We start from the raw sequence: 26,899 nt of genomic DNA, 5'->3' as shown, positions 1-26,899 counted from the left end.
TCAAGAGTGTCGGGCCTTGGATAGATGGTCAGGCGAGCTATTTGCCCGTTTTAACCTTGGTCCACGTGCGCGTCATGAGACGCTGAACTTTCGGCGGCAGCTCGGTTGAAACGTAGGTTTTGTCCAGCACCGCTGGTGTTGGGTAAACCGCCTCGTCGGTGCGGATGGACTTATCCATCTCATTGTCAGCTGCCGGATTAGGGTTGGCATAGCCGACATAATCACTGACCTGAGCGATCACCTTGGGGTTCAGCAAGTAGTTGATGAACGCGTGCGCTTCCTTGACGTTGCTGGAGTCCTTGGGGATCGCCAGCATGTCAAACCACAGTGCGCCGCCTTCCTTGGGAACAATGTAGGCGATGTTGACGCCCTTTTTCGCTTCCTCGGCACGGGACTTGGCTTGAAATACATCACCGGAGAAGCCAATGGCCACACAGATATTGCCGTTGGCAAGGTCCGAAATGTATTTGGACGAATGGAAGTAGGTGACGTAAGGACGCACCGACATCAGGGTTTTTTCTGCTTTTTTGTAGTCTTCCGGGTTGGTGCTGTTGGCATCCAGGCCCAGATAGTTGAGCACAGTCGGCAGCATTTCATCGGCGGAATCCAGGAAAGCCACGCCACACGATTGCAGCTTCTTCATGTTCTCGGGTTTGAACACCACGTCCCAGGAGTCGATCGAATCGACACCCAGCACTTCCTTGACCTTGTCGACGTTGTAACCAATGCCATTGGTGCCCCACAGATAAGGCACGGCATATTGGTTGCCCGGATCGTTAGCCTGAAGACGCTTGAGCAGGGCTGGGTCCAGGTTGGAATAGTTAGGCAACTGAGTCAGGTCGAGTTTTTGGAACGCGCCCGCTTTGATTTGCTTGCCCAGGAAGTGGTTAGACGGAACGACCACGTCATAACCGGTACGTCCGGCCAGCAGTTTGCCTTCCAGCGTTTCGTTGGAATCAAACACGTCATACACCGGTTTGATACCGGTGGTTTTCTCGAAATCAGCCAGCGTGGTCGGCGCGATATAGTCCGACCAGTTATAAATATGCACGGTAGGTGCCGCTTGAACGCTGACGGCAAGCGTCAAACCAGCTCCGACCAGCAGGGTCTTGCGAAACAAAGATTTAGACACGTGGTGGTCCTCAAAATAGTTGGGCTTGGGTTGCCCGCGTCACACGGCAGCAGAACCGCCAAAGACAAAACCGGCGCGCAACTTACCCTCGATAAACCGACACAGCAAAGTTTTCTGCAATTAATTGCATATGCGTCCGATTCTGTAGCCGCTACCGCAAGCTGCGGCAGCGTCTACAGGGCCTGTTTACTTACCGGATTTGATCTTGGTCCAGCTACGTGTCAGCAGCCGTTGCGTAGCAGCCGGCAGGTCGCTTATGGCGTACAGCTTGGCTTTCACTGCATCCGACGGATAAATGGCCGGATCACCCGAGATGTCTTTATCTACCAGTGGCGTTGCCGCCTGGTTACCGTTCGGGAAACGCACGCTGTTGGTGATTTCAGCCATCACTTCTGGCTGCAACAGGAAGTTCATGAACTTGTAAGCAGCGTCGACGTTCTCGGCATCCTTGGGAATGGCGACCATGTCGTAGAAGCTGCCAGCACCTTCTTTAGGAATGCTGTAGGCCAGTTTAACTTTGCCACCTGCCTCGGCCGCACGAGTTTTGGATTGCTCAAGGTCACCCGAGTAACCCACGGCCACGCAGATGTTGCCATTGGCCAGGTCGGAGATGTACTTGGAGGAGTGGAAGTAACCCACTGAAGGGCGAATCTTCAGGAACAGATCTTCGGCTTCCTTCAATTGCTTCTTGTCTTGGGAATCGGTTGGGTAGCCCAAGTAGTGCAAGGCCACCGGAATCATTTCGGTCGGCGAGTCGAGGAAGCTTATGCCGCAGCTTTTAAGTTTGGCTGCGTTTTCTGGCTTGAACAGCACGTCCCAGGAGTCGATGGTATCGACGCCCAGTGCGGCTTTGACTTTCTCAGGGTTGTAACCAATGCCGATGGTGCCCCACATATACGGGAACGCATGTTTATTGCCCGGGTCACTGGCATCGCCCACGGCTTTAAGCAATGCAGGGTCAAGGTTTTTCCAGTTAGGCAGCTTGGACTTGTCCAGCTCCTGGTAAACCCCGGCCTTGATCTGCTTGGCCAGAAAATTGTTGGACGGCACGACGATGTCGTAGCCGGACTTGCCTGCCAACAGCTTGGCCTCAAGGGTTTCATTGCTGTCGAAGACGTCATAGACAACCTTCACACCGCTTTCTTTTTCAAACTTGGCCACGGTGTCTGGTGCGATGTAATCGGACCAGTTGTAAATGTGCAGAACGTTATCTGCTGCCTGTGCCGCCCCAGCCATCACACCCATCAAGGACAGGGCAAGAAGGGTCTTGCCAGCTTTTTTAAAACCTGATGCCTTCATCTGTAATGCTCCAAATGTTCTTTTTAAACCACCGATTCAACGACCTGATCTAAAGGTGGCTAAAGCCGGCGGCTAGTCTGGCAAGATACGGGGCAGGCTTTCAAGGGAAGAGCCTTGATTCTTAAGGCTCAGAACGCATTTACCTACACTAAATCTGCAGATTTCTGCGCTCTGAGCCAAACCATCAACCTTGCAATGTTTCCAAGGTCAGATCCAGGCACTTACGAGCCTTGGTCACTAGCTCATCGATCTCGTCTTTGCTGATGACCAATGGAGGGGCGATGATCATGGTGTCGCCAACGGCACGCATGATCAGTCCGCTGTCGAAGCAGAATTGGCGGCAGATCATGCCGGCACCACGGCCTTCGTAACGTTTGCGAGTGGCTTTGTCCTGCACCAGTTCAATGGCACCCAATAAACCGACACCGCGTACTTCGCCCACCAAAGGGTGATCGTTCAGTTCACGTAACCGCTTTTGCAAATACGGTGCCGTTTCGTTGTGAGCGTTCTCAATAATTTTTTCGTCGCGCAGGATGCGAATGTTTTCCAGCGCAACGGCGGCGGCTACCGGATGACCGGAATAGGTAAAACCGTGGTTGAAGTCGCCACCTTCGTTCAGCACGGCCACAACTTCGTCGCGCACAATCAAGCCACCCATCGGGATATAGCCCGAGGTCAGCCCCTTGGCGATGGTCATCATGTCCGGTTTAAGGTCATAGAAATCGCTACCGAACCACTCACCGGTGCGACCAAAGCCACAAATCACTTCGTCGGCAACGAAGAGAATGTCGTACTTGGCCAGGATCTCTTTGATGCGAGGCCAGTAAGTCTCAGGCGGCACGATCACGCCCCCTGCGCCCTGGATCGGCTCGGCAATAAATGCACCGACATTGTCCACGCCGATCTCGAGAATTTTTTCTTCGAGTTGATTGGCAGCCCAGACCCCGAACTCTTCCGGCGACATGTCGCCACCTTCACCGAACCAGTACGGCTGCGCGATATGGGTGATGCCCGGAATCGGCAAGTCGCCTTGCTCGTGCATGTAAGTCATGCCGCCCAGGCTGGCGCCAGCAACGGTTGAGCCGTGATAGCCGTTCTTGCGGCTGATGATGACTTTTTTGTTTGGCTGGCCCTTGATCGCCCAATAGTGGCGAACCATACGCAGCATGGTGTCGTTGCCTTCGGAACCGGAACCCGTGAAGAACACATGGTTCATGCCTTCGGGGGCAATTTCGGCAATCACTTTGGCCAACTCAAGCACCGGCGGGTGAGCGGTCATGAAAAACAAGTTGTAGTACGGCAATTCGCGCATTTGCTTGCTGGCGGCATCGGCCAGCTCGTCACGTCCGTAACCGATGGCGACACACCATAGGCCGGCCATGCCGTCGAGAATTTTGTGGCCTTCACTGTCCCACAGGTACACGCCCTTGGCGTGCGTAATAATGCGTGGGCCGACTTCCTTGAGCTGTTTGAAGTCGCTGAACGGTGCCAGATGGTGATCGTTACTCAGATTTTGCCAAGCGAGGGTTTGCGGGTTTTTATTTGTCATACAGCGCTCCTTTATTCAGTTGGGGGGCTGACACTCCTGAAGTCAGCCCCCTGCGTGTCAGACGGCGAACAGCAGGAATTCCCGCTCCCACGAACTGATGACGCGTTTGAAGTTTTCATGCTCGGCACGTTTGACCGCGACGTAACCGGTGATGAATTTGGTGCCCAAATACTTCTCGACGGTCTTGCTGTTTTCCATCCGCTCCAGAGCGTCTTCGATGGTCAACGGCAGGCGCAAGTTGCGGCGTTCATACCCGCGACCGACCACGGGTGCACTCGGGTTGATGCCTTCAACCATGCCGATGAAACCACACAGCAAGCTGGCAGCAATGGCCAGGTACGGGTTGGCGTCGGCACCCGGCAAGCGGTTTTCAACTCGGCGGTTTTGCGGCCCGGCATCGGGTACACGCAAGCCAACGGTACGGTTCTCTTCGCCCCACTCCACGTTCACCGGCGCAGACGTATCCGGCAGGAAGCGGCGGAAGGAGTTCACATTGGGGGCAAATAAAGGCAGCAGTTCAGGGATGAACTTTTGCAAGCCGCCAATGTGATTGAGAAACAGCTGGCTCATGGTTCCGTCTTCGTTGGAAAAGACGTTTTTGCCGGTCTCGATGTCAATAATGCTCTGGTGCAAGTGCATGGCACTGCCAGGCTCGCCGGTCATGGGTTTAGCCATGAACGTAGCGGCTACATCGTGCTTGAGCGCGGCTTCACGCATGGTGCGCTTGAACACCAGAATCTGGTCGGCAAGCGACAGTGCGTCACCGTGACGGAAGTTGATTTCCATCTGCGCCGTACCGTCTTCATGGATCAGGGTGTCCAGATCCAGCTCTTGCAATTCACACCAGTCGTAAACGTCTTCAAACAGCGGATCGAATTCGTTGGCGGCTTCTATAGAGAAGGATTGGCGACCGGTTTCTGGCCGCCCGGAGCGCCCTACTGGCGGCTGCAACGGGTAGTCCGGGTCATCGCTGCGCTTGGTCAGGTAAAACTCCATCTCTGGCGCCACAATCGGCTGCCAGCCATGGTCGGCGTAGAGTTTCAGTACCTTTTTGAGCACGTTGCGCGGCGACAACTCAATCGGGTTGCCCTGCTTGTCATAGGTATCGTGAATCACCTGAGCCGTCGGCTCTATCGCCCAAGGCACGACAAATACGGCGTTCTGATCGGGACGGCAGACCATGTCAATGTCAGCTGGATCGAGAAGCTCGTAATAAATGTCGTCTTCGACGTAGTCGCCCGTCACGGTTTGCAGCAGGACGCTTTCGGGCAGGCGCATGCCTTTTTCGGCAATGAACTTATTGGTCGGCGAGATCTTGCCGCGAGTAATCCCGGTAAGGTCGGCGATCATGCATTCGACTTCTGTGATCTTGTGGTCTTTCAACCAATCGGTGAGCTGGTCGAGGTTGTTACTCATAAATGCCTCTGGGCTGAGTGTCCTGACTTGAATAAGTCAGGGGTTTACTGACGCATCGGCGTCGCGTTGTGTTGCGCGCCGCCTGCAGGCATCTCCAAATGCCTGGAAGATGGCGAGATAAAACGGGTTAGAGCTTACCTGCCATTCGGGGTGCCACTGAACCGCTAAAGCAAAAGCCTTGCCGCCTTCGACCGAAACAGCCTCTACCAGACCGTCCGGGGCGGTGGCTTCAACCCGCAAACCGGGGGCCAATTGATCAATACCCTGAGTGTGGATCGAGTTGACCTCCAAAGCCGTCGGCAAGCCTAGACCAGCCAATACGCCGCCGGGTTGAACATGCACCGCATGACTGGGACCGTACTGCACATCAAGGGGTGCGTCGGCATCTTCTCGGTGCTCGATAAATCCTGCGACTTCATGCAGTTTCTGGTGAAGTGAGCCACCCAGCGCTACATTCAACTCTTGAAAGCCGCGGCAAATGCCGAGCACAGGAACACCGGCGGCCAAGGCGGCGCGGATCAAGGGCAGAGTGGTGCGGTCACGGTCAGGGTCATGCAAGGTGCCAGGCGCGCTGGCGGGGCCGTGATACAAATGGGGCTCGATATTGGACGGTGAACCGGTAAAAAGCAGGCCGTCCAGACCGTTAAGAATATCGGCCGGATCTATGAGTTCCGCTAACGAGGGAACAATCAGAGGCAAGCCTTTGGCTGCCACTGCAACAGCTCGCACGTACTTGTCACCCGTGACGTGATAAGGATGCAAACCGATCTGCTTGGTGCAGGCGGTGACGCCGATCAACGGCAGGCGTGGCATGTAGCACCCCGGTATTATTGCTGTTATGGGTTTGAATCGAGCTTAGCCTTGTTCATTTTTTTCCACAACACCCCCGTAAAAAATACTACACGGCCCGCTCAAGCCTGCGGCAGGCAAGCTTTATTTAAGTGCAAAGCCGCCCTGAAAAGCGTCAAAAATGGCCCTTAGGCGCTTTTTTAGGGCAGAAAATCAGCTGCTTGACTTCGGTAGGGCGTTCGGGTTGACTGAAACCCGTAGCGCTCAATGATTGATATTTTTAACAACAAAGGTGTTGCATCATGTCGGTACCCCCGCGTGCCGTTCAGCTTAATGAAGCGAACGCGTTCCTTAAGGATCATCCTGAGGTTCTGTACGTAGACCTTCTAATTGCGGATATGAATGGTGTGGTGCGCGGTAAGCGCATCGAACGCACCAGCCTCCACAAGGTTTACGAGAAAGGCATCAACCTGCCTGCCTCTTTATTTGCGCTGGATATCAATGGCTCGACCGTAGAAAGCACCGGTCTGGGTCTGGATATCGGTGACGCTGACCGAATCTGTTATCCAATTCCTGACACCCTGTGCAACGAACCTTGGCAAAAACGCCCTACCGCGCAATTGCTGATGACGATGCACGAACTAGAAGGTGAACCGTTCTTCGCCGATCCGCGCGAAGTGCTCCGTCAGGTTGTTACTAAATTTGACGAGATGGGCCTGACCATCTGCGCTGCTTTTGAGCTGGAGTTCTACCTGATCGACCAGGAGAACGTTAACGGCCGTCCGCAGCCACCTCGTTCGCCGATCTCCGGCAAGCGCCCACATTCGACTCAGGTTTACTTGATCGACGACCTCGACGAATACGTCGACTGCCTCCAGGACATTCTGGAAGGTGCGAAAGAGCAAGGCATCCCGGCAGACGCCATCGTCAAGGAAAGTGCCCCGGCGCAGTTCGAAGTGAACCTGCACCACGTGGCCGATCCGATCAAGGCGTGCGACTACGCGGTACTGCTTAAACGTCTGATCAAAAACATCGCCTACGACCATGAGATGGACACCACCTTCATGGCCAAGCCTTATCCGGGCCAGGCGGGGAACGGGCTACACGTTCATATTTCGATTCTGGATAAAGAAGGCAAAAATATTTTTGCCAGCGAGGATCCCGAGCAGAACGCCGCATTGCGTCATGCGATCGGCGGTGTGCTCGAGACCCTACCGGCGCAAATGGCGTTCCTGTGCCCTAACGTCAACTCTTACCGTCGTTTCGGCGCACAGTTTTACGTGCCGAACTCGCCGTGCTGGGGGCTGGATAACCGCACTGTCGCTATTCGCGTACCGACCGGCTCGGCCGACTCGGTGCGTATCGAACACCGGGTTGCCGGTGCCGATGCCAACCCGTATCTGTTGATGGCCTCTGTGCTTGCGGGCATTCACCACGGCCTGACCAACAAAATCGAGCCGGGTGCGCCCGTCGAAGGCAACAGCTACGAGCAGAACGAGCAAAGCCTGCCAAACAATTTGCGCGATGCACTGCGCGAACTGGATGACAGTGAAGTCATGGCCAAATATATCGATCCGAAATACATCGATATCTTTGTGGCCTGCAAAGAGAGTGAGCTGGAAGAGTTTGAACACTCCATCTCCGACCTCGAATACAACTGGTACTTGCATACCGTTTAAGCGATTGCAGTCTGGAAAAAACGCCACCGGTTCACGCCCGTGGCGTTTTTTCTGTCTGATCGATAGTCAATTTCTCAACTTCTTAAGGAAATGGCCTACATAAATAAATACTAAAAGCTTCCAAGATTCGCGGCGTATTTAACTTGCCACGACGGCCCCCCTTATGAAGTTTCACTTAATGCCTGTGATGGTTTTTCTACTGGGGGTGAGTTTCGGTACAAAAGCTTATTCAAATGACCGAACATGGAGCAATGCTGCAGCCACCGGGGCTGAGCGCTGGGCTGAGTTGGACCCTGCTTTCGCATTATGCCGCTCAGGCAAGCTTCAATCACCGATCAATATCGATACAACCGCCCCCACAGAGCAGTCAAAACTAAACCTCAATTACTTGTCGAGCCCTTCAACCCTCCTGCACAACGGGCATAACCTGAACATCTCACCCTATTCAAAGGGCTGGATCAGCGTTGGGCCAGATATTTTCGACTTCAAAAGCGTGTACTTTCATACGCCCAGTGAAGTGCAGATAAACAGTCAACGGTTTCCTCTAGCCGTGTACCTGGAGCACCGCAGCCAGGCGGGCAAACCAATGATGGTGGCCATCCTGTTTGAGATTGGCGCCAAAAATAGTGTGCTGGAAAAATTTTTGTCCTCAATCCCTGCTCAAAGGGGCGACGTCCTGACCCTGGGCAGTTTTGATGCGACGCAGTTGTACCCTGCACTGCGCGATTACCATGACTTCATTGGGTCAATGACCACCCAACCTTGCAGCGAGGGCATGCGCCTGCTGGTCATGACGACACCTGTGCAACTCTCCGAGGCTCAACTTAGTACCTTGCAGCTGGCGTTCCCCAAGAGCACCCGGCCTGACCAGCCCTCCATTAACCGCACCCTACAGGTCGGTGGCTAACATCAAACCCGGCTCGTACAATGCCTGCTGCCCCGCAGGAGACAGCCATGACGCGCCCCGCCCTTCCACGCCCTCGCAAGCCTCGCGCAGGTAGCCAGAGTCGAATCGACACAATTCTTGATGCTGCCCGTGCACTGCTCGCCGCAGAAGGTGTGAGCAGCCTGTCGATTTACAGCGTGGCCGAACGTGCAGCAATGGCGCCCTCATCGGTCTATCACTTCTTTGCCGGCGTACCGGCCTTGCTCCAGGCATTGACGGGGGACGTGCACGCGGCGTTCCGCGCGTGCCTGCAAGCGCCGATTGCGCATGAGTCACTTAAGAGTTGGCGCGATCTGTCACAGATCGTTGAGCAACGCATGTTAAAGATTTACAGCGACGATGCAGCGGCCCGGCAGTTGATTTTGGCCCAGCACGGGTTGACCGAAGTGACACGGGCGGATCGTCAGCACGACCTTGAATTGGGCCAGTTAATGCAGGGGTTGTTTACGCGCCACTTTGAATTGCCAGTGTTGCCACACGACGTTGATGTGTTTGCGCTGGCCATGGAGTTGGGCGACCGGGTGTATGCGCGGTCTATACAGATTCACGGCGTTATCACCGAGCGCATGGCTGAAGAAGGCTCGCGGGTAGTGGATGCGTATTTAGGGTTGTACTTGCCGCCGTTTTTGCCAAAACGCCAAAGCCCCTCACCCTAACCCTCTCCCAGAGGGAGAGGAGACTAAAAGCAGAAGCAGATCAAGCCCCCTCTCCCTCTGGGAGAGGGTTGGGGGGAGGGAAAAGGGTTTACACGGACGCCAAATCAAAACGGCGCATCACCCAAAATAGTGGCGCGGTGCATCACACGGCGGTTCGGCCGGTAATCATCTACCGCGTAATGCTGGGTCACACGGTTGTCCCAAAATGCGACGTCGTTTTCCTGCCAGCGCCAACGAATGGTGTACTCGGGACGGGTGGCGTGGGCGAACAATAACTTCAGAATGGCTTCGCTTTCCGCCTCTGACAGTTCATTGATTTTGGTGGTGAAACCTTCGTTGACGAACAACGACTTTCGCCCACTCACCGGATGCGTACGAATCACCGGATGCGACAGCGGCGGGTTGTTTTTGCGGGTTTGCTCCCAACGCGCCAAATCTTCTGGCGTTGAACCAAAACGTTCCAGCGGGAAGGACTTGGTGAAGTCGTGGGTCGCCGTCAAGCCATCCAGCAATACTTGCAAGGGCTTGGACAACCCCTCAAACGCCGCGATACCGCTGGCCCATAACGTATCGCCACCAAAGGCTGGCAATTGCTTGGCACTCAGCACCGCGCCCATCGCTGGCGTCGGCAAGAAGGTCACATCGGTGTGCCACACCGCATTGTCACGCACGTCAGTGACCGCCGTATCCAGCACCAGAACCTCGGGCTGCTCAGGCACATTGGGGTAAATCGGGTGAATATGCAGATCTCCAAAGTTAGCGGCAAAACGCGCCTGCTGCTGTGGAGTGATCGATTGGTTCTTGAAGAAAATAACCTGATGCTCAAGCAACGCCTGCTCAATGGCAGTGCGCTGTTGATCATTCAAGGGCTGAGTCAGGTCAACGCCGTCAATTTGGGCGCCAAGGGCAGAGCTAAGCGGGGTGATGGTCAGGCTCATGGTGATCTCTTCATCAGCGCGCTGATTGATCAGCGTCGAATGTTACTAAAAAGGGTTAGTGAGCCTGGCCGTGCCACGGCACCAGCTTGCGTTGCAGGGCGCGCAGACCCATTTCCATGGCGAAGGCGATGACAGCAATAACCAGGATGCCCAACACCACCACGTCGGTGACCAGAAATTGCGCCGCCGATTGCACCATAAAGCCCAGGCCGCTAGTGGCGGCGATCAGTTCTGCGGCCACCAACGTCGACCAGCCCACTCCGAGACCAATGCGCACACCGGTCAAAATGTCCGGCAGGGCGCTAGGCAAGATCACGTAGCGAATCAACTGCCAGCGGCTTGCACCTAACGACTGGGCAGCGCGGACTTTGGCCGGGTCTACCGTGCGTACGCCGGTGGCGGTGGCAATGGCGATCGGGGCGAAAATGGCCAGATAGATCAGCAACACTTTCGACAGCTCGCCAATGCCGCACCAAATCACGATCAGCGGCAGGTAAGCCAACGGCGGAATAGGGCGGTAAAACTCGATCAGCGGATCGAAAATGCCTCGCGCAATACGGTTGTGACCAATGGCTATACCGACCGGCACGGCCGTTAAAATCGCAAACCCCAGACCCAGACCGATACGGGTCAAGCTCGCGCCCAAGTGCTGCCACAAAGTGGCGTCCATGTAACCGGTGGTGGCCAGTAACCAGCCTTTTTCCAGCACGGCTGAGGGAGGTGGCAAAAACAGTGGTTCAATTAAACCCGCGGCCGTGACGGCCCACCACGTGGCGATCAATGTCAGAAGGGTCAACACGCTGATCCAGCGCGTGCTCAGGCTTCGTTTGGCCGGGCGCGGCGCATGGGCAGCGACAATCGGGGCGGACGGGGCCGCTTCATAGGTACTCATGCGCGCTCCTGCCGCTGAGCGGCACCGCGTTGTGAAAACACCCGCTCCAGCACGTGCTCACGGGTTTCGATAAAACGAGGGTCGGACTTGATAGAGCGCGCCGACTCGCCTGCGTTGTAACGCTGACCGAAGTCCAGCGTCAGCCGCTCAACGATACGACCCGGATTCGGTGCCAACAGAATCAGGTCAGTCGCCAGAAACACGGCTTCTTCGATGTCGTGAGTAATCAAAAAGACCGGTTTGGCGGTGCGCTTGCACACTTGCAGCAACAGCTCTTGCATCTGTTCGCGGGTGAATGCATCGAGTGCGCCGAAGGGTTCGTCCATCAGCAACACGCGTGGATCAGCAGCCAAAGCGCGAGCCAGGCCGACACGTTGTTTTTGACCGCCGGACAACTCCCACACACGGCGCTGCTCGAAGCCCGACAAGTCCACCAGTGCCAACATTTCACGGGCGCGGATTTCGCGTTTGTTGCGCGGTACACCCGCCAGTTCAAGGCCGAAGGCTACGTTGGCCAGCACGTCCTGCCAAGGCAGCAGCACATCATCCTGAAACACCACGCCACGTTCAGCGCTCGGGCCTTTGACCGGGACGCCATCGAGCGTGATACGCCCGGCGCTTGGCTCTACAAAGCCGGCAATCAAGTTAAGCAATGACGTTTTGCCGCTGCCCGAAGGGCCAAGTGCGACCAGCAGTTGCTGAGGGCCAAGGTTGACGGAAATATCCGCAAGCACTGGCTCCGCGGCGCCCGGGTACTGTGCGCTGATGCGCTCCAGCGATAACAAGGCCATGACGGTCGACTCCTGTGCGGCAACAATAATTAATTAACAAACGTGGCGTTAACCGCTGGCGCATAGTCCGGCAGTACAGCATCAACCTTTTTTTGCTCTTTCAGGAACGCGGCCGTGTCGGCCAGGGCTTTACTGGTTGGAGCGCCCAGCAATACCGCCTGATCGGCAGCCAGTGGGTACACGTTGCCCTGCAGCAGCAATGGAATGTCAGCCGCTTTAGCGCCCGAGAGTTTCACCACTTTGTCGATGTTGCTCTGATTGGCCAGCCAGCCTTTCGGATCTTTGTTGTAGTCGGCGTAAGCATCCAGGGTCACTTTGGCAAAAGCCTTGACCACCTCAGGGTGCTGCTTGGCGAAGTCCTTGCGCACAATCCAGGCGTCAAAGGTCGGTGCGCCCAGCTTGCCCAGTTCGCCTGACGTGATCAGCACTTTGCCGTTTTCCTTGGCGGTGCCCAGCGCGGGGTCCCACACATAGGTCGCATCGATATCGCCGCGCTTCCAGGCCGCCACAATGGCTGGCGGGGCGAGGTTTAAAATGGTGACTTTGGAAGGGTCGATGTTCCAGTGCTTCAGCGCCGCCAGCAGGCTGTAGTGCCCGGTAGAAACAAACGGCACGGCGACCTTCTTGCCGACCAGATCCTGCGGACTGTTGATGCCCGAACCGTCACGCGCAACCAGTGCTTCAGAGCCGCCAAGCTGGGTGGCAATCAAAAAAGTTTCAACCGGTACGTTGCGAGTGATCGCGGCGGTCAACGGGCTAGAACCCAGGTAAGCGATTTGCACATCACCGGAGGCAATGGCCGCAATGATGTCGGCGCCGTTATCAAACTTGCGCCACTTGATGTTGGCACCCGTGGCCTTTTCGTAAGCGCCGTCCGCTTGAGCCACTTTGGCCGGGTCGGCTGAAGTCTGGTAAGCCACGGTGACCTCTGGAGCGGCCTGTACGAAGAAGCTGGCACCTGCCAGGGATAAAGCAGCCAAAAGGCGTAGGGGAGAACGCAATTTCATAATGTAGCTCCTCGGCAGGCGACCGGAAATCGGCAGAACGCGAGGTTAAATGATCTAAGAATGAGTAAATAAATAACTTTTAAGCATTAGCTTATGAGGTTCTGAATCCTTCTCTAACGCGCGCGCACGCGAACAGTTAAGTGTCGACCTGAGCCGGGGATTCTCTAAGCAGTCAACAATCTTAAAAATTTAATAAAAAAATGTTTAAGCCTTAGACCAAAGGCCTATAGCATCCGCGCGAGGCCAAGTAGGAAATATCCTGCATATTCCTAATTATTATGAACAATCCATAAATAATTCTTTTTGGCTTTATAAAATTGGCTTTACCCTGCGTGAACACGGGCACCGACTAGACCATAGTCGTAGACATGATTGGTTACGATTGACTTGCCAGTCACCGTCTGGCGCTAATCGCGCATCTGAAGCACTCGGACGTCAGATCTGGGGCTAAAGAACTACAAAAATTAGAAAGACAAAGGAGCAACACCATGAACAAGTCCACCTTGGCCATCGCTGTGGCCGTAGGTTTGTTGGCACAACAAGCGAGTGCTGCTGGCTTCATCGAAGACAGCAAAGCAACGCTTAAACTGCGTAACTTCTATATCAACAACGATAACCGCGATTCGGGCACTGCCAAGAACGCCAACTACCAGGAAGAATGGGGCCAAGGCTTCCAGCTGGACTTCACCTCCGGCTTTACTCAAGGCACCGTGGGTTTTGGTGTTGATGCCATTGGCTTGCTGGGCGTGCGTCTGGATTCGGGCAAAGGCCGTCACGGCAACCCGACCAGCAGCAACTACGGCGGTACGGTCTTCCCGACTGACAGCGATGGCCGTGCGGTGAGTGACTACTCTAGCTTGGGCCTGACCGCCAAAGCCAAAATCTCTCAAACTGAATTGCGCTACGGCACCCTGATGCCGAAACTGCCGGTTGTCTCGTACAACGACGGCCGTTTGCTGCCGCAGACATTCGAGGGTGGGCAGATCACCTCCAATGAGTTCAAGGACCTGACCTTGATCGGCGGTCAGATCGAACACGCCAAGGGCCGTAACTCCAGCAACAACGAAGAGCTGTCGATTGCCGGCGCAAACAATGCCCGTACCGGTGAGTTCAGCAACAAGTTCCTGTATGGCGGTGCCGACTACAAGCTGAATAAAGACCTGCTGTTGCAGTACTACTACGGCAACCTGAAAGACTTCTACAAACAGCACTTCCTGGGGCTGACTCACAACTGGGCAATCGGCCCGGGCGTGCTGAAATCTGACCTGCGTTACTTCCACAGCACTGACGACGGCAAGAATGGCAGCGATCCTGCTTACTATTCGTCGGGTGATTACCGTGGCCAGGCAAGCGGCAAGGGCAAGGTCGACAACAACCTGCTCAGCGGCCTGTTCTTGTACTCGGTAGAAGGCCATACCTTCGGTGCCGGTTATCAAGTCAGCAACGGCAGCAGCGACTTCCCTTGGCTGAACCAGGGCGACGGCTCGTCGGCTTACATCATCACCGACATGCAAATCTCGAAGTTCGCCCGCGCTGGCGAGCGTACCTGGCAGGCACGTTACTCCTATGACTTTGCCAAACTGGGCGCACCAGGCCTGACCGCAGGTCTTGTTTACCTGCGTGGCGATAATATCGACACTGTAGGTGGCGCGGGTCAGCTCACAGGCTCTGGCCGCTCCGAATGGGAACGCGACATTACCTTGGCCTACGTGGTGCAGGACGGTCCGTTGAAAAATCTCGGCGTGATGTGGAAAAACGCCATGTGGCGCAACGATATTCCGTCGACTCGCGATCAGGACGAGAACCGTCTGATCGTCAGCTACTCGATCCCGTTGCTGTAAGCCGGTTGTAGTTCAAGGCTAGAAAAATCCTGCCCGGCGCAATGCCGGGCAGGGTGTTTACCGAAGACCGAATCGATCAATTCGCAACACATTTTAAATGTCGCAGCTCCCTGCCGCTCCCCTTGCCTAAACCTGACTCAAGAGTGAACTGCGGACATTGGTGCGTCCAATGAAACACTTTTTAATATGCTATTTAGGTATAAATAAATCGATATATATTCTTTTTAAATAGCTTTGGATGCAGGCAGAGTAAGCCTGTCACGCCCTGCCAATGCCTATAAAAAGGAGTTGCACCATGAGCCTCAGACTCGGCGACATCGCCCCCGATTTCCAACAGGATTCCAGCGCGGGTCCGATTCAGTTCCATGAGTGGCTGGGCGACAGCTGGGGCGTTCTGTTTTCGCACCCTGCAGACTTCACGCCGGTGTGCACCACTGAACTGGGCTTTACTGCAAAGCTTAAAGATGAATTTGCAAAACGCGGTGTAAAAGCCATCGCACTGTCGGTTGACCCCGTGGACTCACACCACGCATGGATCGATGACATCAACGAAACCCAGAATACCGTGGTCAACTTTCCGATCCTAGCCGATGCTGATCGCAAGGTTAGTGACCTCTACGACCTGATCCATCCCAATGCCAGCGACACCCTGACCGTGCGCTCGCTGTTCGTGATTGACCCGAACAAAAAAATCCGTCTGACCATCACCTACCCGGCGAGCACTGGCCGCAACTTCAATGAAATTTTGCGGGTGATTGATTCATTGCAACTCACCGACAACTTCAAAGTTGCCACTCCGGCCAACTGGCAGGACGGTGACGACGTGGTGATCGTGCCGTCGCTCAAGGATGAAGACGAGATCATTAAGCGCTTCCCCAAGGGCTACCGCGCCGTGAAGCCGTACCTGCGTCTGACGCCGCAGCCGAACAAATAACCGATACCTGTGTAGCCGCTGCCGCAGGCTGCGTCGCCGCCTGAAGTCGCAAACCAGACCTGGCAGAAAAACACGAGGCTCAGGTTTTACGATCGCTGCGCAATCGGACGCAGCCTTCGGCAGCTGCTACGGGGCGGGACAACTTTCAAGTGCAACAGGGTTTAGGCCGTTTCGACGGCCTTTTTTTATGAACATTAAATGTTACAAAAAACCCGCCAAGCGCTATACGTAATAATCATTCTCAAATAGTATTCGGGCGCATCCGCATTCAGAGACTCGCCGCCTTGAAAACTTTCTTGCCCGTTTCAGCCCTGCTGACCGTTGTATGGGCCGTTGCACCTGCCGCTTTTGCCGACCCTCTGACGCTGCCCAAGACCGACGTGCAAGCCAGTTCCGAGAGTGACCTTTCTGCGTCCGGCTACCAGCAGCCGCTCGACAGCACCACCACGCGACTGGGCCTTACGCCCAAGGAAACGCCCCAAGGCGTCACCAGCCTGTCCCGCGAACAGTTGAATGATTTCAACCTCAACAGCGTCAAGGACGCGCTGCGCAGCGCGCCTTCGGTGACGGTCGAACAATATGAAACCGACCGCACCAACTTCACTTCGCGCGGGTTCGACATCAACAACTTCGAATACGATGGCATAGGCGCGCCCTTCAGCGCCGGGTTGCTGAGTGGCGACCTGGACATGGCCGAATATCAACAGGTCGACATTCTCCACGGCGCCAACGGCTTGATGAGCGGCACGGGCAACCCCTCCGCCACGGTCAACTTTATCCGCAAGCGACCCACCTACACCCCGCAAGCCCAGGTAAAAGTCTCTGCCGGATCGTGGGATACACGCCGTATTGACCTCGACGTGTCCGGGCCTTTGACCGACAGCGGCAATGTACGCGGGCGTTTTATCTACGCCAACGAAACGGGCAACTCTTACCTCGACCGCTACTCACGCGAGAAAAACGTGCTGAGCGGTATGTTGGCGTTTGATCTGTCCGACGCGGACACCCTCACCGTCGGTCTATCAGACAGCAAGAGCAACTCCAATGGCAGCAGTTGGGGCGGGCTACCCTTGACCGATTACCAGGGCAACCTGATCCACTACAGCCGACGCGGCTCCAACGTGGGGCAGAACTGGAGCTACTGGGACGTACATACCCTGCGCGCGTTCGCTGAACTGACCCACGACTTCGGCAATGGCTGGAAGAGCAAGCTGAACGTCACCGCAGTCGATCAGCGCCAGTCGGCCAATATGTATTATCTGATGGCGAACGATGAGAGCCAGCCCTGGCTGGCTGACCCAAGCCACACCAACGCCGATGAAAAACAACTGCTGGGTGAAGCTCAACTCAGCGGCCCCTTCAGTCTGGGCGGTCGCGAGCATGAGTTGACGCTAGGCGTGGATTACGGACGTTCGCGTCATAAAGAGCGTGGCTACTACAACAGTGTTGACGAGTTTATGCCGGCTGATCTGGGCCAGACCCTTAGCGGTAACGTGCCCAAGCCCGATTTGTCGTACACCGACGACGACACAAAAATGGCCAACTTCACCGACCGCCAAAAAAGTGTCTATGCCGGGGCGCGCTTCAACCTGACGGACCAACTGCACTGGATAGCCGGGGCGCGCATGCTCAGTGTCGACAGCGATGGCACCGATTACGGCCCACCCCGTGATGTGCGCATTCACGGCAAAGTCACGCCCTACACCGGGCTGGTCTACGACCTCAACGATCAGTACTCCGTCTACGCCAGCTACACCAAAATCTTCAACCCACAGTACGTGATAGATGCGCAGAGCAAGGTGCTCGCGCCGCTGGAAGGCAAAAGCTACGAAGTCGGGGTTAAAGGCAGCTTGCTGGATGAGCAACTGGACGTCTCGGCGGCGGTATTCAAAACCGACCAACGCAATGTCGCCGAAGCCACAGGTGAAATGATCGGTACCCAGTCGGTCTACCAAAGCGAGAACTTCAAAAGCCGCGGCATTGAATTGGAAGCCAGCGGCCAGTTGGCGCCGGGATTACAGGTACAAGGCGGTTACAGCTATGTCCACATTGAAGACCCGGATGGCGAAAAAGCCCGTCAATACGTACCGACGCACACCGTGCGAACCAGTTTGACCTATCAATTACCGGACATGCCCAAAGCCAAAATTGGCACCCGTGTGGCCTGGCAGAGCGCGATTCAAGTGGACAGTGACAGCCGCATTCGCCAGAACGCTTACGCGCTGGTTGATGTGATGGCCAGCTACGACATCGACTCGCATTGGAGCACGGCGCTGAACCTGAACAACGTCAGCAACCGCAAATACCTGATGAGCCTGTACAGCGGCGGTTCGGGTTTCTATGGCCCGTCGCGCAACGTCACAGCGTCGCTGAGTTACAACTTCTGACCTCAGCCTTGTGGTCATGGGGGAACGCATTACTCGTAGCAGCTGACGAGTAATGCGAGGCTGCGTTCTGCGGCGCAGCCGTCGTGAAACCTTTCAATTTGGAATGTCAGATACATCACGTTCATAGACCTTGCGACGATTGCATCATCGTACGCAGCCTCGCGTTGCATCGTCAGATGCTTCGAGACTCAGGGCTCTTATGCAATCGCGGAATAAACAAATGAATAAATATGATTTATAGATATATAAATCACCTGCTATGTTCTCCTCACAGAAGCGAAAACGCTGACAGCAATTTGCACTAATTCACTCAAGGAATTGCCTAGATGCTGGTTGTGACACTCGGAGGAAGCCCCAGCCAACGATCCCGCTCCGGGGTGTTGCTGGATCGCGCTAAAAGCTGGCTCAACCAGCAAGGCGTCGAAGTAGTGAGTTATCAAGTTCGTGACTTCCCGGCTGAAGATTTACTGCATGCCCGCTTTGACAGCCCCCACATCATCGACCTGTTGCAGCAGATCGAAAATGCAGATGGTTTGGTGATCGCCACACCGGTCTACAAAGCCTCATTTAGCGGCGCCCTCAAAACGGTTCTCGACTTGCTGCCCGAGCGCGCACTGAGTCACAAGGTCGTCTTACCCATCGCCACCGGCGGTAGCATTGCCCACATGCTGGCCGTGGATTACGCACTCAAACCCGTGCTGTCTGCGCTCAAAGCCCAGGAAATGCTGCACGGCATCTTTGCCGAAGACAGTCAGATTGCCTACGGCGAGGGCAGCGCCCAAGCCCAGTTGGTGCCGGTGCTGGAACAACGGCTGAACGAGTCCCTGGAGCACTTTTACAGCGCGCTGGCCCGCCGTCCAAAACCGCTGGACCCGAACATTCTCAACGAACGTCTGATCACGTCTCGCTGGAGCATCTGAAAGCAACACCCTCACCTTACTGAACCGCTAACGGCTCGGCAGGTGCTACCCGAATCTCGAATAACAAAAGGAGAGCGCCATGCGCCCTGTCATTTTGCGTCGTGGTCTGGTCGCCCTGTTAGTGGCGGCAGTGTCCCTCGGCGTTACCCTGCAAGCTCAAGCTGACACCGTACGCATCGGTTATCAAAAATACGGCACGCTGTTGTTGCTCAAGACTAAAGGCACGCTGGAAAAGCGTCTGGCCGAGCAAGGCGTGGACGTGCAATGGACCGAGTTTCCCGGCGGCCCGCAACTGCTTGAAGGCTTGAACGTAGGGTCTATCGACTTCGGCGTAACCGGCGAAACGCCGCCTGTATTTGCTCAGGCAGCCGGAGCTGATTTGCTTTACGTCGCTTATGAACCACCGGCTCCGACCAGCGAAGCGATTCTGGTGCCCAAGGATTCACCGATCACCTCGGTGAAAGACCTTAAAGGCAAAAAAGTAGTGCTCAATAAAGGCTCCAACGTGCACTACCTGTTGGTACGCGCCCTTGAGGACGCCGGCCTTAAATACACCGATATCCAGACAGTATTCCTGCCGCCTGCCGATGCCCGCGCAGCGTTTGAGCGGGGCAGTGTCGATGCCTGGGTGATCTGGGACCCGTACCAGGCCGCCGCAGAGCAACAACTGCAAGCACGCACCCTGCGTGATGCCAGCGGCATAGCCGACAACCATCAGTTTTACCTGGCCACCAAACCCTTCGCCGAGCAGCACCCCAAGGTTATCGAAACCCTGGTCGACGAAGTGCGCAATGTCGGTGATTGGGCCAAAGCCCACCCTGAAGACGTGACGAAGCAAGTGGCGCCGATTCTCGGTCTGTCGCCTGAAATCACCCTGACAGCGGTAAAACGCCAAGGCTACGGCGCGCAATTTCTGACCCCCGAAGTGATCAACGCGCAGCAGAAAATCGCAGACACCTTTCACCAGCTCAAATTGATTCCAAAGCCGCTGGTGATTAAAGACGTGATCTGGACCCCTCCGGCCGCTGTGGCCACCGCTAACTAACGCTTGCAGAACCCCATTTAGGAGACCACTCCATGAGCCTCAATATTTTTTGGTTCCTGCCAACCCACGGTGACGGCCATTACCTTGGCACCAGCGAGGGTGCCCGCGCCGTAGACCACGGCTATCTGCAACAAGTAGCGCAAGCCGCAGATCGCCTGGGTTTTGGCGGGGTGCTGATTCCCACCGGTCGTTCGTGTGAAGATTCGTGGCTGGTAGCCGCCTCGCTGATCCCTGTGACTCAGCGCCTGAAATTTCTGGTGGCTCTGCGCCCAGGCATCGTTTCACCGACCGTTGCGGCCCGTCAGGCGGCGACACTGGATCGTCTGTCAGGCGGCCGCGCGCTGTTCAATCTGGTGACCGGCGGAGATCCGGAAGAACTGGCCGGCGATGGCTTGTTCCTCAGCCACGAAGAACGCTATCAAGCTTCTGTTGAGTTCACCCGTATCTGGCGCCGCGTGCTTGAAGGCGAAACCGTGGATTACGACGGTCAGCACATCAAGGTCAAAGGCGCCAAGTTGCTCTACCCACCGGTTCAGCAACCGCGCCCACCTCTGTACTTCGGCGGCTCGTCCGAAGCTGCGCAAGACCTGGCCGCCGAGCAAGTAGAAATGGTTCTGACCTGGGGCGAGCCACCTGCTGCCGTAGCCGAGAAGATCGAGCAAGTACGAGCCAAGGCCGCCAAACTGGGCCGCACTGTACGCTTCGGTATTCGCCTGCACGTGATCGTGCGTGAAACCAACGATGAAGCCTGGAAAGCCGCCGACAAGCTTATTTCGCATGTGGACGACGAGACTATCGCGCGCGCGCAGGCTTCACTGTCTCGCTTTGATTCCGTCGGTCAGCAGCGCATGGCCGCTCTGCACGGTGGCAGCCGCGACAACCTCGAAGTCAGCCCAAACCTGTGGGCAGGCGTGGGTCTGGTACGTGGCGGTGCCGGTACGGCGCTGGTTGGCGACGGCCCTACCGTGGCCGCGCGGGTCAAGGAATACGCGGACCTGGGCATCGACACGTTTATTTTCTCGGGCTACCCACACTTGGAGGAATCCTACCGCGTGGCTGAACTGCTGTTCCCGCACCTTGATATCGAGCGCCCGGAGCTGCCGAAAAGTGCGGGTTACGTGAGCCCGTTCGGCGAAATGGTCGCCAACGATATTCTCCCCAAAGCTGCGTCGCAGAGCTGAGGCGGTCATGAGTACGGCGAAGGCGATCAGCCTTAATTCTATTGCTCACAAAGCAGCTCCCTGGGTATTGCCCGTGTTGCTGCTGGCGGTGTGGCAGTTGTCTGTGTCTGCGGGCTGGTTATCGACGCGCATCTTGCCGGCGCCCAGCGCCGTGTTTGCGGCAGGCGTCGAGCTGGTGCGCAGTGGCGAAATCTGGAAACACCTGGCCATCAGCGGCTGGCGAGCGGGTTTGGGCTTCGTGATCGGTGGCAGTATCGGTCTGGCCCTGGGGTTTATCACCGGCTTGTCGAAATGGGGCGAGCGCCTGCTCGACAGCTCGGTGCAAATGATCCGAAACGTTCCCCATTTGGCGCTGATTCCGCTGGTAATTCTGTGGTTTGGCATTGACGAGTCGGCGAAGATTTTTCTGGTGGCGCTGGGGACGCTGTTCCCTATCTACCTAAACACCTATCACGGCATTCGCAACGTCGACCCGGCACTGGTGGAAATGGCTCGCAGCTACGGGTTGTCGGGTTTCAGTCTGTTCTGGCAAGTGATTCTGCCCGGAGCGCTGCCTTCGATTCTGGTTGGCGTGCGCTTTGCGTTGGGCTTCATGTGGTTAACGCTGATCGTGGCCGAAACTATTTCTGCCAGCTCAGGTATTGGCTATCTGGCGATGAACGCCCGGGAATTTTTGCAAACCGACGTCGTCGTGCTGGCAATTGTTTTGTATGCGGTGCTCGGCAAGTTGGCCGACAGCGCGGCCCGTGGTCTGGAACGCGTGTGGTTGCGCTGGCACCCGGCGTATCAAGTGGTTAAAGGCGGTGCAGCATGACAGCTCAACAACCTCCACACCTGCGCCAAGGTATCCCGCTGGTGGTGCAAGACCTGAAGAAATCCTTTGGCGATCGTCAGGTCTTGAAAGGCATCGACCTGCACATCCCGGCGGGCCAGTTTGTCGCCATCGTCGGGCGCAGCGGTTGCGGTAAAAGCACCCTGATGCGTCTGCTGGCTGGCCTCGATCAACCTTCAGGCGGTGAGCTGCTGGCCGGCAAGGCGCCGTTGCAAGACGCTCGCGAAGACACGCGACTGATGTTTCAGGAAGCACGCTTGCTGCCCTGGAAGAAAGTCATCGACAACGTGGGCCTCGGACTCAAGGGCGACTGGCGGCCAAAAGCCCTCAAAGCGCTGGAAGAAGTAGGCCTGGCCGAGCGGGCGAATGAGTGGCCGGCAGCGTTATCGGGCGGGCAAAAACAGCGGGTGGCGTTGGCACGTGCCCTGATTCACCAACCCCGATTATTGCTGCTGGATGAACCGCTGGGTGCACTTGATGCGCTGACCCGAATTGAAATGCAGCACCTGATCGAACGCCTGTGGCGCCAGCATGGTTTCACCGTATTACTGGTGACCCACGACGTCAGTGAAGCGGTGGCCATTGCCGACCGCGTCATTTTGATCGAAGACGGCGAAGTGGGGCTGGACCTCACGGTTGAACTACCGCGCCCCAGGGTGCGGGGCTCACATCGATTGGCCGCACTGGAAACCGAAGTGCTGAACCGAGTACTCGCTTTGCCTGGCTCGCCCCCTGAGCCAGAACCCGTTGCGCCGTTGCCCACGCAATTGCGCTGGGCGCAATAACCTCACTTTTCTATCCCAAGACAGGAATCGACACCATGACCATCAAAGCCATTAACGTTCGTAACCAGTTCAAAGGCCACATCAAGGAAATCGTGCTGGGCGACGTGTTATCAGAAATCGACGTACAAACAGCGTCCGGCATCGTCACCTCGGTGATTACCACCCGCTCGGTCAAAGAGCTGGAACTGGTGGTCGGCAGCGAAGTGATTGCTTTCGTAAAATCCACTGAAGTATCGATCGCCAAGCTCTAAACCGTGGCTTATCCCCAACCCCGAAAGGCGCGAGCCCTTCGGGGTTTTGAGGGCTCAGGGCCAGCGTTCAGTTCATGCCCGACTAAATAGCGCGGCCATTTCACGGAGCAGCACCTCGGCCTCAAGGACTTTATTGACCACCGCTTCACCCTCAGCGCGCGAAACGCCCAACCGGTCGAACAGGGCATCAGGCAAGGGCGCGCACGAGCCATGACCCATCCCCCGACTGCGCAGCAGCCCCAATGCGACACACACCAGATTAGGGTAGGGCGCATCATGACCCAGATAACCCGGGTCGTGCTGAAAGCGCACGGCAACGACCAATTCCTCGGGCATTCCCCAAAAGCGCATTAACCAAGCCCCCATCTGCTCGCGGCTGATGCCCAGCAAGTGCTGCTCTATTTCGCTATGACTGGCGTGCGGATTGACCTCAAGGTGCCGGCAAATCAGAGAGAAGTGCGGCGGGAATACATGGGCCAGCAGCAAATAGCCAAAATTGTGCAGTAACCCCGCCAGGTAGGTCATGCCGACTTCCGGGCGTTGCTCCCGAGGCATGGCACGGGTCAGCCCTTCAATGACTGCGGCCGTGTAAATGGATTGCTGCCAGTAAGGCATGCTGGATTGCGGGTGATCTTTGGGTAAGCCCAAGCTCTTGTCCAACGACAAGCTCAACGCGAGGTTGACGACGACATCGACTCCCAACACACGAGAAATAGCGTCTTCCACCGAACGAATCTTGCTCTTCGGGGCGTAGTACGAAGATGACGCCCAGCTTAGAAGTTGCGCAGCTAAAGCCGGATCGGTTTCGACAACGCTCGTCACTTCGTCAATGGAGATGTCTGGATTGGCACGAAGCTGTATAAGCTTGCGGACGCTTTCCGCCAAAGGCGGTAACTCAATGGTGGCTTCAAGCCGCTGCTGAATGCGCCGCGTGGTGAACGCTTTAACCGCTCGGGTGATGGCTTCGCCGTCGTCTACCGCCTGCTGAAGGCTGAGCCGGATAGCACTCAGCGGCTCTCCAAAACGGCCGACACTGGCTTTACTGAGCAAGCGCTTGAGGTCTTCAGCTGTGATCTCCAGCAACAAGCCGGTTTCGCCGCTGCTGATAAACAGCTGCGGTTGATGCAGGAGATGCTCTTCGTACAAGCAGGTGGAACCGGTCACTGTCGGCAGGCCCGGCAAGATGCGCAGTTGGTGCTTGGCGAGCAGCTCTGCAAGCCGGTCAGCTGCCACGGCCGTCATGTCTCGTCCAATCAAATCGGCGAGTCGATTGAGGTCGAGCAATTGGCTTTGGGCGAACATCACCATAAGCTCGCCGACCGAATCATGGAGCAATACCGTTTGCACCTTGCGCGCCGGGTCAAGCCCAGGGTGGTCAATGACTTCCCGGTACGGGATGGACAACTCTGCTAACACCCGCTGTAGAGCGGGCGGCGTGCTCAAAGGGGTTGGCACGTCAGCGACGTCAGCTGTGGTTTGCATGGGGTCTTCTTAACTCAAAATGGTACAGCCATCACTGAATCGGCAGCGGGCTCATTTACTGAATGCTCATTTAAACTTGCCCGTATTGCTGACCATGGCGCAGCCAGCGGTCGAGCAGGGGACTGACATGGCTTGGCCAGCGTTCGAGCAAGGCCAGCGCCGCTTCGCGCACGGCCGGCAACAGGTCGGCGTCACGCATCAAATCGGCCACTTTGAACTGCAACAGCCCGGTTTGCCGAGTGCCGAGCATCTCTCCGGGGCCGCGCAACTCCAGGTCTTTTTCTGCGATGACAAAACCATCATTGGTCTCGCGCATGATGCCCAAGCGTTGGCGCCCCACTTGCGACAGCGGCGGATGGTAGAGCAGCACACAGTGACTGGCTGCGCTGCCCCGGCCTACGCGCCCGCGTAATTGGTGCAATTGGGACAAGCCCAGGCGCTCGGGGTTTTCAATGATCATCAAACTGGCATTGGGAACGTCCACACCCACTTCAATCACCGTCGTGGCGACCAGCAATTGCAGTTCACCGGCCTTGAAGCGGGCCATGACCTCGGCTTTCTCGGCGGCCTTCATGCGTCCGTGGATCAAGCCCACACGCAGTTCGCCCAGCGCGCTGGTAAGGTCTTCAAACGTGGTTTCGGCGGCCTGGCAGGTCATCTCTTCGGATTCTTCGATCAGCGTGCATACCCAATAGGCCTGCCGCCCTTCAGCACAGGCAGCACGCACCCGCTCAATCACTTCGACGCGCCGTGTGTCGACCACCAGCACGGTATTGACCGGCGTTCGTCCGGGCGGCAATTCATCGAGAATCGAAGTGTCCAGATCGGCGTAAGCACTCATGGCCAGCGTGCGAGGAATCGGCGTTGCAGTCATGATCAACTGGTGCGGGCACATCACCCCGCCCACACCTTTATTGCGCAGGGCCAGACGCTGCTGGACACCAAAGCGGTGCTGCTCATCGATGATGACCAGTGCAAGGTTTTTGAACTGAACCTGATCTTGAAACAGCGCGTGGGTACCCACCACCATCGGTGCGCCGTTGGCGATTTGCTCCATGGCCGCCGTGCGCGCTTTGCCTTTGAGCTTGCCAGCCAGCCAGGCGACTTCGATGCCCAGCGGTTCCAGCCAGCGTTTAAAGCTGATGAAATGCTGCTCGGCGAGAATCTCGGTAGGGGCCATCAAGGCCACCTGATAACCCGCCTCCAAGGCTTGCAACGCTGCAAGCGCCGCCACCACCGTTTTACCGGCGCCGACGTCGCCCTGGATCAGGCGCAACATGGGTTCAGGCTGACAGAGATCGTAGGCGATTTCGTTGCCCACGCGAACTTGAGCCCCCGTGGGCGCAAAGCCTAGATTGGCGAGGAACTGAGCGGGCAGTTTTTTTGCCTTGGGCAGTACCGGCGCCTGCTGGGAACGCAGGCTCTCACGCAGTCGTTGCTGAGAGAGTTGATGGGTCAGCAGTTCTTCAAACGCCAAACGGTGTTGCGCCCAGTGATGACCCAGTGCCAGCTCTTCTACATCGGCATCTGCCGGGGGCTGATGCAAAAAACGAATGGCTTCGTCCAGCGGGGCCAGTTGGTAGTCTTTAGCCAATTCGGGCGGCAGCCAATCGGGCAGGCTGCGAGGGCCCAGCATGGCCAGACTTTGCTGGCTGAGCTGACGCAGACGCTGCTGAGTCAGACCTTCGGTGGTCGGGTAAATGGGCGTCAGTGTGGTATCGACTGGCGGTGGCTCGTCACCGGTGATCGCGCGGTATTCAGGGTGATAGATTTCCAGACCTGAAGCACCCGGCCGTGCTTCGCCATAACAACGCACCTCAGTGCCACGTTTTAAACTTTCTTTTTGCGCGTTACTGAAGTGATAGAAGCGCAGGCTCAAGCCGCCCGTGCCGTCATTAATGCGCACCAGCAAGCTGCGACGCTTGCCCATGACCACATCAGTGCCGATGACACGCCCCTCGACCACTGCATCCTGCCCCGGGCGCAAAGCGCCAATCGGCACGACGCGGGTGCGATCCTGATAGCGCAGGGGTAAATGAAACAATACGTCCTGGACGGTTTCGAGACCGACCTTGGCCAGCTTCTCGGCCATAGCCTCGCCCACGCCCTTGAGCGCGGTGACTGACACGTTCGACAACTCGGACATC

General features: G+C 56.5%; 23 protein-coding genes. 12 read left to right on the top strand and 11 right to left on the bottom strand.

Annotated elements, in window-relative coordinates; genetic code table 11:
- Positions 1-37: 37 nt before the first annotated feature.
- The 5 genes from EQV93_RS04505 to EQV93_RS04485 form a co-directional block, all read right to left on the bottom strand.
- Entirely contained in the window at positions 38-1,132 is a 1,095-nt protein-coding gene (locus EQV93_RS04505) for a polyamine ABC transporter substrate-binding protein (RefSeq protein ID WP_240890938.1), read from the bottom strand.
- Between the two features lie 186 nt (positions 1,133-1,318).
- The gene (locus EQV93_RS04500) at positions 1,319-2,431 is read right to left on the bottom strand and encodes a polyamine ABC transporter substrate-binding protein (RefSeq protein ID WP_122786185.1); all 1,113 of its coding nucleotides are present in this window, start codon (positions 2,429-2,431) and stop codon (positions 1,319-1,321) included.
- A 184-nt stretch (positions 2,432-2,615) separates the two neighbouring features.
- Positions 2,616-3,980: an aspartate aminotransferase family protein gene (locus EQV93_RS04495; RefSeq protein WP_146385670.1), complete on the bottom strand. Its 1,365-nt coding sequence runs from the start codon at positions 3,978-3,980 to the stop codon at positions 2,616-2,618.
- Between the two features lie 57 nt (positions 3,981-4,037).
- Positions 4,038-5,396, bottom strand: a complete 1,359-nt coding sequence (locus EQV93_RS04490) for a glutamine synthetase family protein (RefSeq protein ID WP_240890937.1) — start codon at positions 5,394-5,396, stop codon at positions 4,038-4,040.
- A 36-nt stretch (positions 5,397-5,432) separates the two neighbouring features.
- Entirely contained in the window at positions 5,433-6,209 is a 777-nt protein-coding gene (locus EQV93_RS04485; protein ID WP_122786182.1) for a gamma-glutamyl-gamma-aminobutyrate hydrolase family protein, read from the bottom strand.
- A 278-nt stretch (positions 6,210-6,487) separates the two neighbouring features.
- Here EQV93_RS04485 and EQV93_RS04480 point away from each other — a divergent pair, with 278 nt between their 5' ends.
- From EQV93_RS04480 to EQV93_RS04470, 3 genes are all read left to right on the top strand, one after another.
- On the top strand, positions 6,488-7,864 hold the full coding sequence (locus tag EQV93_RS04480; protein ID WP_122786181.1) for a glutamine synthetase family protein: 1,377 nt from the start codon (positions 6,488-6,490) through the stop codon (positions 7,862-7,864).
- A gap of 163 nt (positions 7,865-8,027) precedes the next feature.
- The gene (locus tag EQV93_RS04475; protein WP_240890936.1) at positions 8,028-8,771 is read left to right on the top strand and encodes a carbonic anhydrase family protein; all 744 of its coding nucleotides are present in this window, start codon (positions 8,028-8,030) and stop codon (positions 8,769-8,771) included.
- Positions 8,772-8,818: 47 nt separating this feature from the next.
- Positions 8,819-9,466 (top strand): TetR/AcrR family transcriptional regulator, encoded by a 648-nt coding sequence (locus tag EQV93_RS04470; RefSeq protein ID WP_146385676.1) that lies wholly within the window; start codon positions 8,819-8,821, stop codon positions 9,464-9,466.
- 104 nt (positions 9,467-9,570) lie between these two features.
- Here the strand turns inward: EQV93_RS04470 and tauD are convergent, their stop codons facing one another.
- From tauD to tauA, 4 genes are read right to left on the bottom strand one after another with little or no spacing between them, the layout of a single operon-like run.
- Positions 9,571-10,404 carry a taurine dioxygenase gene (tauD, locus tag EQV93_RS04465; RefSeq protein ID WP_122786178.1) on the bottom strand — a complete coding sequence of 278 codons (834 nt, stop codon included), beginning with the start codon at positions 10,402-10,404 and terminating at the stop codon, positions 9,571-9,573.
- A gap of 55 nt (positions 10,405-10,459) precedes the next feature.
- A complete protein-coding gene (gene tauC, locus EQV93_RS04460) occupies positions 10,460-11,296 on the bottom strand; it encodes a taurine ABC transporter permease TauC (RefSeq protein ID WP_122786177.1) in 837 nt (278 codons plus the stop codon).
- Positions 11,293-12,087, bottom strand: a complete 795-nt coding sequence (tauB, locus tag EQV93_RS04455; RefSeq protein ID WP_122786176.1) for a taurine ABC transporter ATP-binding subunit — start codon at positions 12,085-12,087, stop codon at positions 11,293-11,295. Before tauB ends, tauC begins: the two co-directional genes overlap by 4 nt.
- Positions 12,088-12,116: 29 nt before the next feature.
- Entirely contained in the window at positions 12,117-13,094 is a 978-nt protein-coding gene (gene tauA / locus EQV93_RS04450; RefSeq protein WP_122786175.1) for a taurine ABC transporter substrate-binding protein, read from the bottom strand.
- 488 nt (positions 13,095-13,582) lie between these two features.
- On the opposite strand from tauA, the gene EQV93_RS04445 reads away from it, so the two are divergent.
- The 9 genes from EQV93_RS04445 (at position 13,583) to EQV93_RS04405 (ending at position 23,270) form a co-directional block, all read left to right on the top strand.
- On the top strand, positions 13,583-14,935 hold the full coding sequence (locus EQV93_RS04445) for an OprD family porin (protein ID WP_122786174.1): 1,353 nt from the start codon (positions 13,583-13,585) through the stop codon (positions 14,933-14,935).
- 295 nt (positions 14,936-15,230) lie between these two features.
- Positions 15,231-15,869, top strand: coding sequence for a peroxiredoxin (locus tag EQV93_RS04440; RefSeq protein ID WP_146385678.1), 639 nt, complete (start codon positions 15,231-15,233; stop codon positions 15,867-15,869).
- Positions 15,870-16,153: 284 nt separating this feature from the next.
- Positions 16,154-18,256: a TonB-dependent siderophore receptor gene (locus tag EQV93_RS04435; RefSeq protein WP_240890935.1), complete on the top strand. Its 2,103-nt coding sequence runs from the start codon at positions 16,154-16,156 to the stop codon at positions 18,254-18,256.
- Positions 18,257-18,582: 326 nt separating this feature from the next.
- Positions 18,583-19,176, top strand: coding sequence for an NADPH-dependent FMN reductase (ssuE, locus tag EQV93_RS04430; protein WP_122786171.1), 594 nt, complete (start codon positions 18,583-18,585; stop codon positions 19,174-19,176).
- Between the two features lie 79 nt (positions 19,177-19,255).
- Entirely contained in the window at positions 19,256-20,221 is a 966-nt protein-coding gene (locus EQV93_RS04425; RefSeq protein ID WP_146385680.1) for a sulfonate ABC transporter substrate-binding protein, read from the top strand.
- A 32-nt stretch (positions 20,222-20,253) separates the two neighbouring features.
- Positions 20,254-21,402 (top strand): FMNH2-dependent alkanesulfonate monooxygenase, encoded by a 1,149-nt coding sequence (ssuD, locus tag EQV93_RS04420; protein ID WP_122786169.1) that lies wholly within the window; start codon positions 20,254-20,256, stop codon positions 21,400-21,402.
- A gap of 7 nt (positions 21,403-21,409) precedes the next feature.
- Positions 21,410-22,216, top strand: a complete 807-nt coding sequence (ssuC, locus tag EQV93_RS04415; protein WP_146385682.1) for an aliphatic sulfonate ABC transporter permease SsuC — start codon at positions 21,410-21,412, stop codon at positions 22,214-22,216.
- On the top strand, positions 22,213-23,019 hold the full coding sequence (ssuB, locus tag EQV93_RS04410) for an aliphatic sulfonates ABC transporter ATP-binding protein (RefSeq protein ID WP_122786167.1): 807 nt from the start codon (positions 22,213-22,215) through the stop codon (positions 23,017-23,019). The genes ssuC and ssuB overlap by 4 nt, the downstream gene beginning before the upstream one ends.
- Positions 23,020-23,054: 35 nt before the next feature.
- Positions 23,055-23,270: a TOBE domain-containing protein gene (locus EQV93_RS04405; RefSeq protein ID WP_003444581.1), complete on the top strand. Its 216-nt coding sequence runs from the start codon at positions 23,055-23,057 to the stop codon at positions 23,268-23,270.
- A 72-nt stretch (positions 23,271-23,342) separates the two neighbouring features.
- On the opposite strand, the gene EQV93_RS04400 is transcribed toward EQV93_RS04405, so the two are convergent.
- Positions 23,343-24,752 carry an aminoacyl-tRNA deacylase and HDOD domain-containing protein gene (locus EQV93_RS04400; RefSeq protein WP_240890934.1) on the bottom strand — a complete coding sequence of 470 codons (1,410 nt, stop codon included), beginning with the start codon at positions 24,750-24,752 and terminating at the stop codon, positions 23,343-23,345.
- A 70-nt stretch (positions 24,753-24,822) separates the two neighbouring features.
- Positions 24,823-26,898 carry an ATP-dependent DNA helicase RecG gene (recG, locus tag EQV93_RS04395; RefSeq protein ID WP_240890933.1) on the bottom strand — a complete coding sequence of 692 codons (2,076 nt, stop codon included), beginning with the start codon at positions 26,896-26,898 and terminating at the stop codon, positions 24,823-24,825.
- Between the last annotated feature and the right edge of the window lies 1 nt (position 26,899).

Origin of the sequence: Pseudomonas sp. TMW22091 (genome assembly GCF_022496705.1) — a bacterium.
In the GTDB taxonomy this organism is placed as follows: domain Bacteria; phylum Pseudomonadota; class Gammaproteobacteria; order Pseudomonadales; family Pseudomonadaceae; genus Aquipseudomonas; species Aquipseudomonas saxonica.
The sequence above is the reverse complement of the archived record's forward strand: the minus strand, read 5'-3'. Positions and strand labels throughout refer to the sequence as shown.

Bases quoted from the DNA above. Each gene is read 5' to 3' on its own strand.
- EQV93_RS04500 (WP_122786185.1), bottom strand. From the start codon at position 2,431: ATGAAGGCATCAGGTTTTAAAAAAGCTGGCAAGACCCTTCTTGCCCTG.
- EQV93_RS04495 (WP_146385670.1), bottom strand. From the start codon at position 3,980: ATGACAAATAAAAACCCGCAAACCCTCGCTTGGCAAAATCTGAGTAAC.
- EQV93_RS04490 (WP_240890937.1), bottom strand. From the start codon at position 5,396: ATGAGTAACAACCTCGACCAGCTCACCGATTGGTTGAAAGACCACAAG.
- EQV93_RS04485 (WP_122786182.1), bottom strand. From the start codon at position 6,209: ATGCCACGCCTGCCGTTGATCGGCGTCACCGCCTGCACCAAGCAGATC.
- EQV93_RS04480 (WP_122786181.1), top strand. From the start codon at position 6,488: ATGTCGGTACCCCCGCGTGCCGTTCAGCTTAATGAAGCGAACGCGTTC.
- EQV93_RS04475 (WP_240890936.1), top strand. From the start codon at position 8,028: ATGAAGTTTCACTTAATGCCTGTGATGGTTTTTCTACTGGGGGTGAGT.
- EQV93_RS04470 (WP_146385676.1), top strand. From the start codon at position 8,819: ATGACGCGCCCCGCCCTTCCACGCCCTCGCAAGCCTCGCGCAGGTAGC.
- tauD (WP_122786178.1), bottom strand. From the start codon at position 10,404: ATGAGCCTGACCATCACCCCGCTTAGCTCTGCCCTTGGCGCCCAAATT.
- tauC (WP_122786177.1), bottom strand. From the start codon at position 11,296: ATGAGTACCTATGAAGCGGCCCCGTCCGCCCCGATTGTCGCTGCCCAT.
- tauB (WP_122786176.1), bottom strand. From the start codon at position 12,087: ATGGCCTTGTTATCGCTGGAGCGCATCAGCGCACAGTACCCGGGCGCC.
- tauA (WP_122786175.1), bottom strand. From the start codon at position 13,094: ATGAAATTGCGTTCTCCCCTACGCCTTTTGGCTGCTTTATCCCTGGCA.
- EQV93_RS04445 (WP_122786174.1), top strand. From the start codon at position 13,583: ATGAACAAGTCCACCTTGGCCATCGCTGTGGCCGTAGGTTTGTTGGCA.
- EQV93_RS04440 (WP_146385678.1), top strand. From the start codon at position 15,231: ATGAGCCTCAGACTCGGCGACATCGCCCCCGATTTCCAACAGGATTCC.
- ssuE (WP_122786171.1), top strand. From the start codon at position 18,583: ATGCTGGTTGTGACACTCGGAGGAAGCCCCAGCCAACGATCCCGCTCC.
- EQV93_RS04425 (WP_146385680.1), top strand. From the start codon at position 19,256: ATGCGCCCTGTCATTTTGCGTCGTGGTCTGGTCGCCCTGTTAGTGGCG.
- ssuD (WP_122786169.1), top strand. From the start codon at position 20,254: ATGAGCCTCAATATTTTTTGGTTCCTGCCAACCCACGGTGACGGCCAT.
- ssuC (WP_146385682.1), top strand. From the start codon at position 21,410: ATGAGTACGGCGAAGGCGATCAGCCTTAATTCTATTGCTCACAAAGCA.
- ssuB (WP_122786167.1), top strand. From the start codon at position 22,213: ATGACAGCTCAACAACCTCCACACCTGCGCCAAGGTATCCCGCTGGTG.
- EQV93_RS04405 (WP_003444581.1), top strand. From the start codon at position 23,055: ATGACCATCAAAGCCATTAACGTTCGTAACCAGTTCAAAGGCCACATC.
- EQV93_RS04400 (WP_240890934.1), bottom strand. From the start codon at position 24,752: ATGCAAACCACAGCTGACGTCGCTGACGTGCCAACCCCTTTGAGCACG.
- recG (WP_240890933.1), bottom strand. From the start codon at position 26,898: ATGTCCGAGTTGTCGAACGTGTCAGTCACCGCGCTCAAGGGCGTGGGC.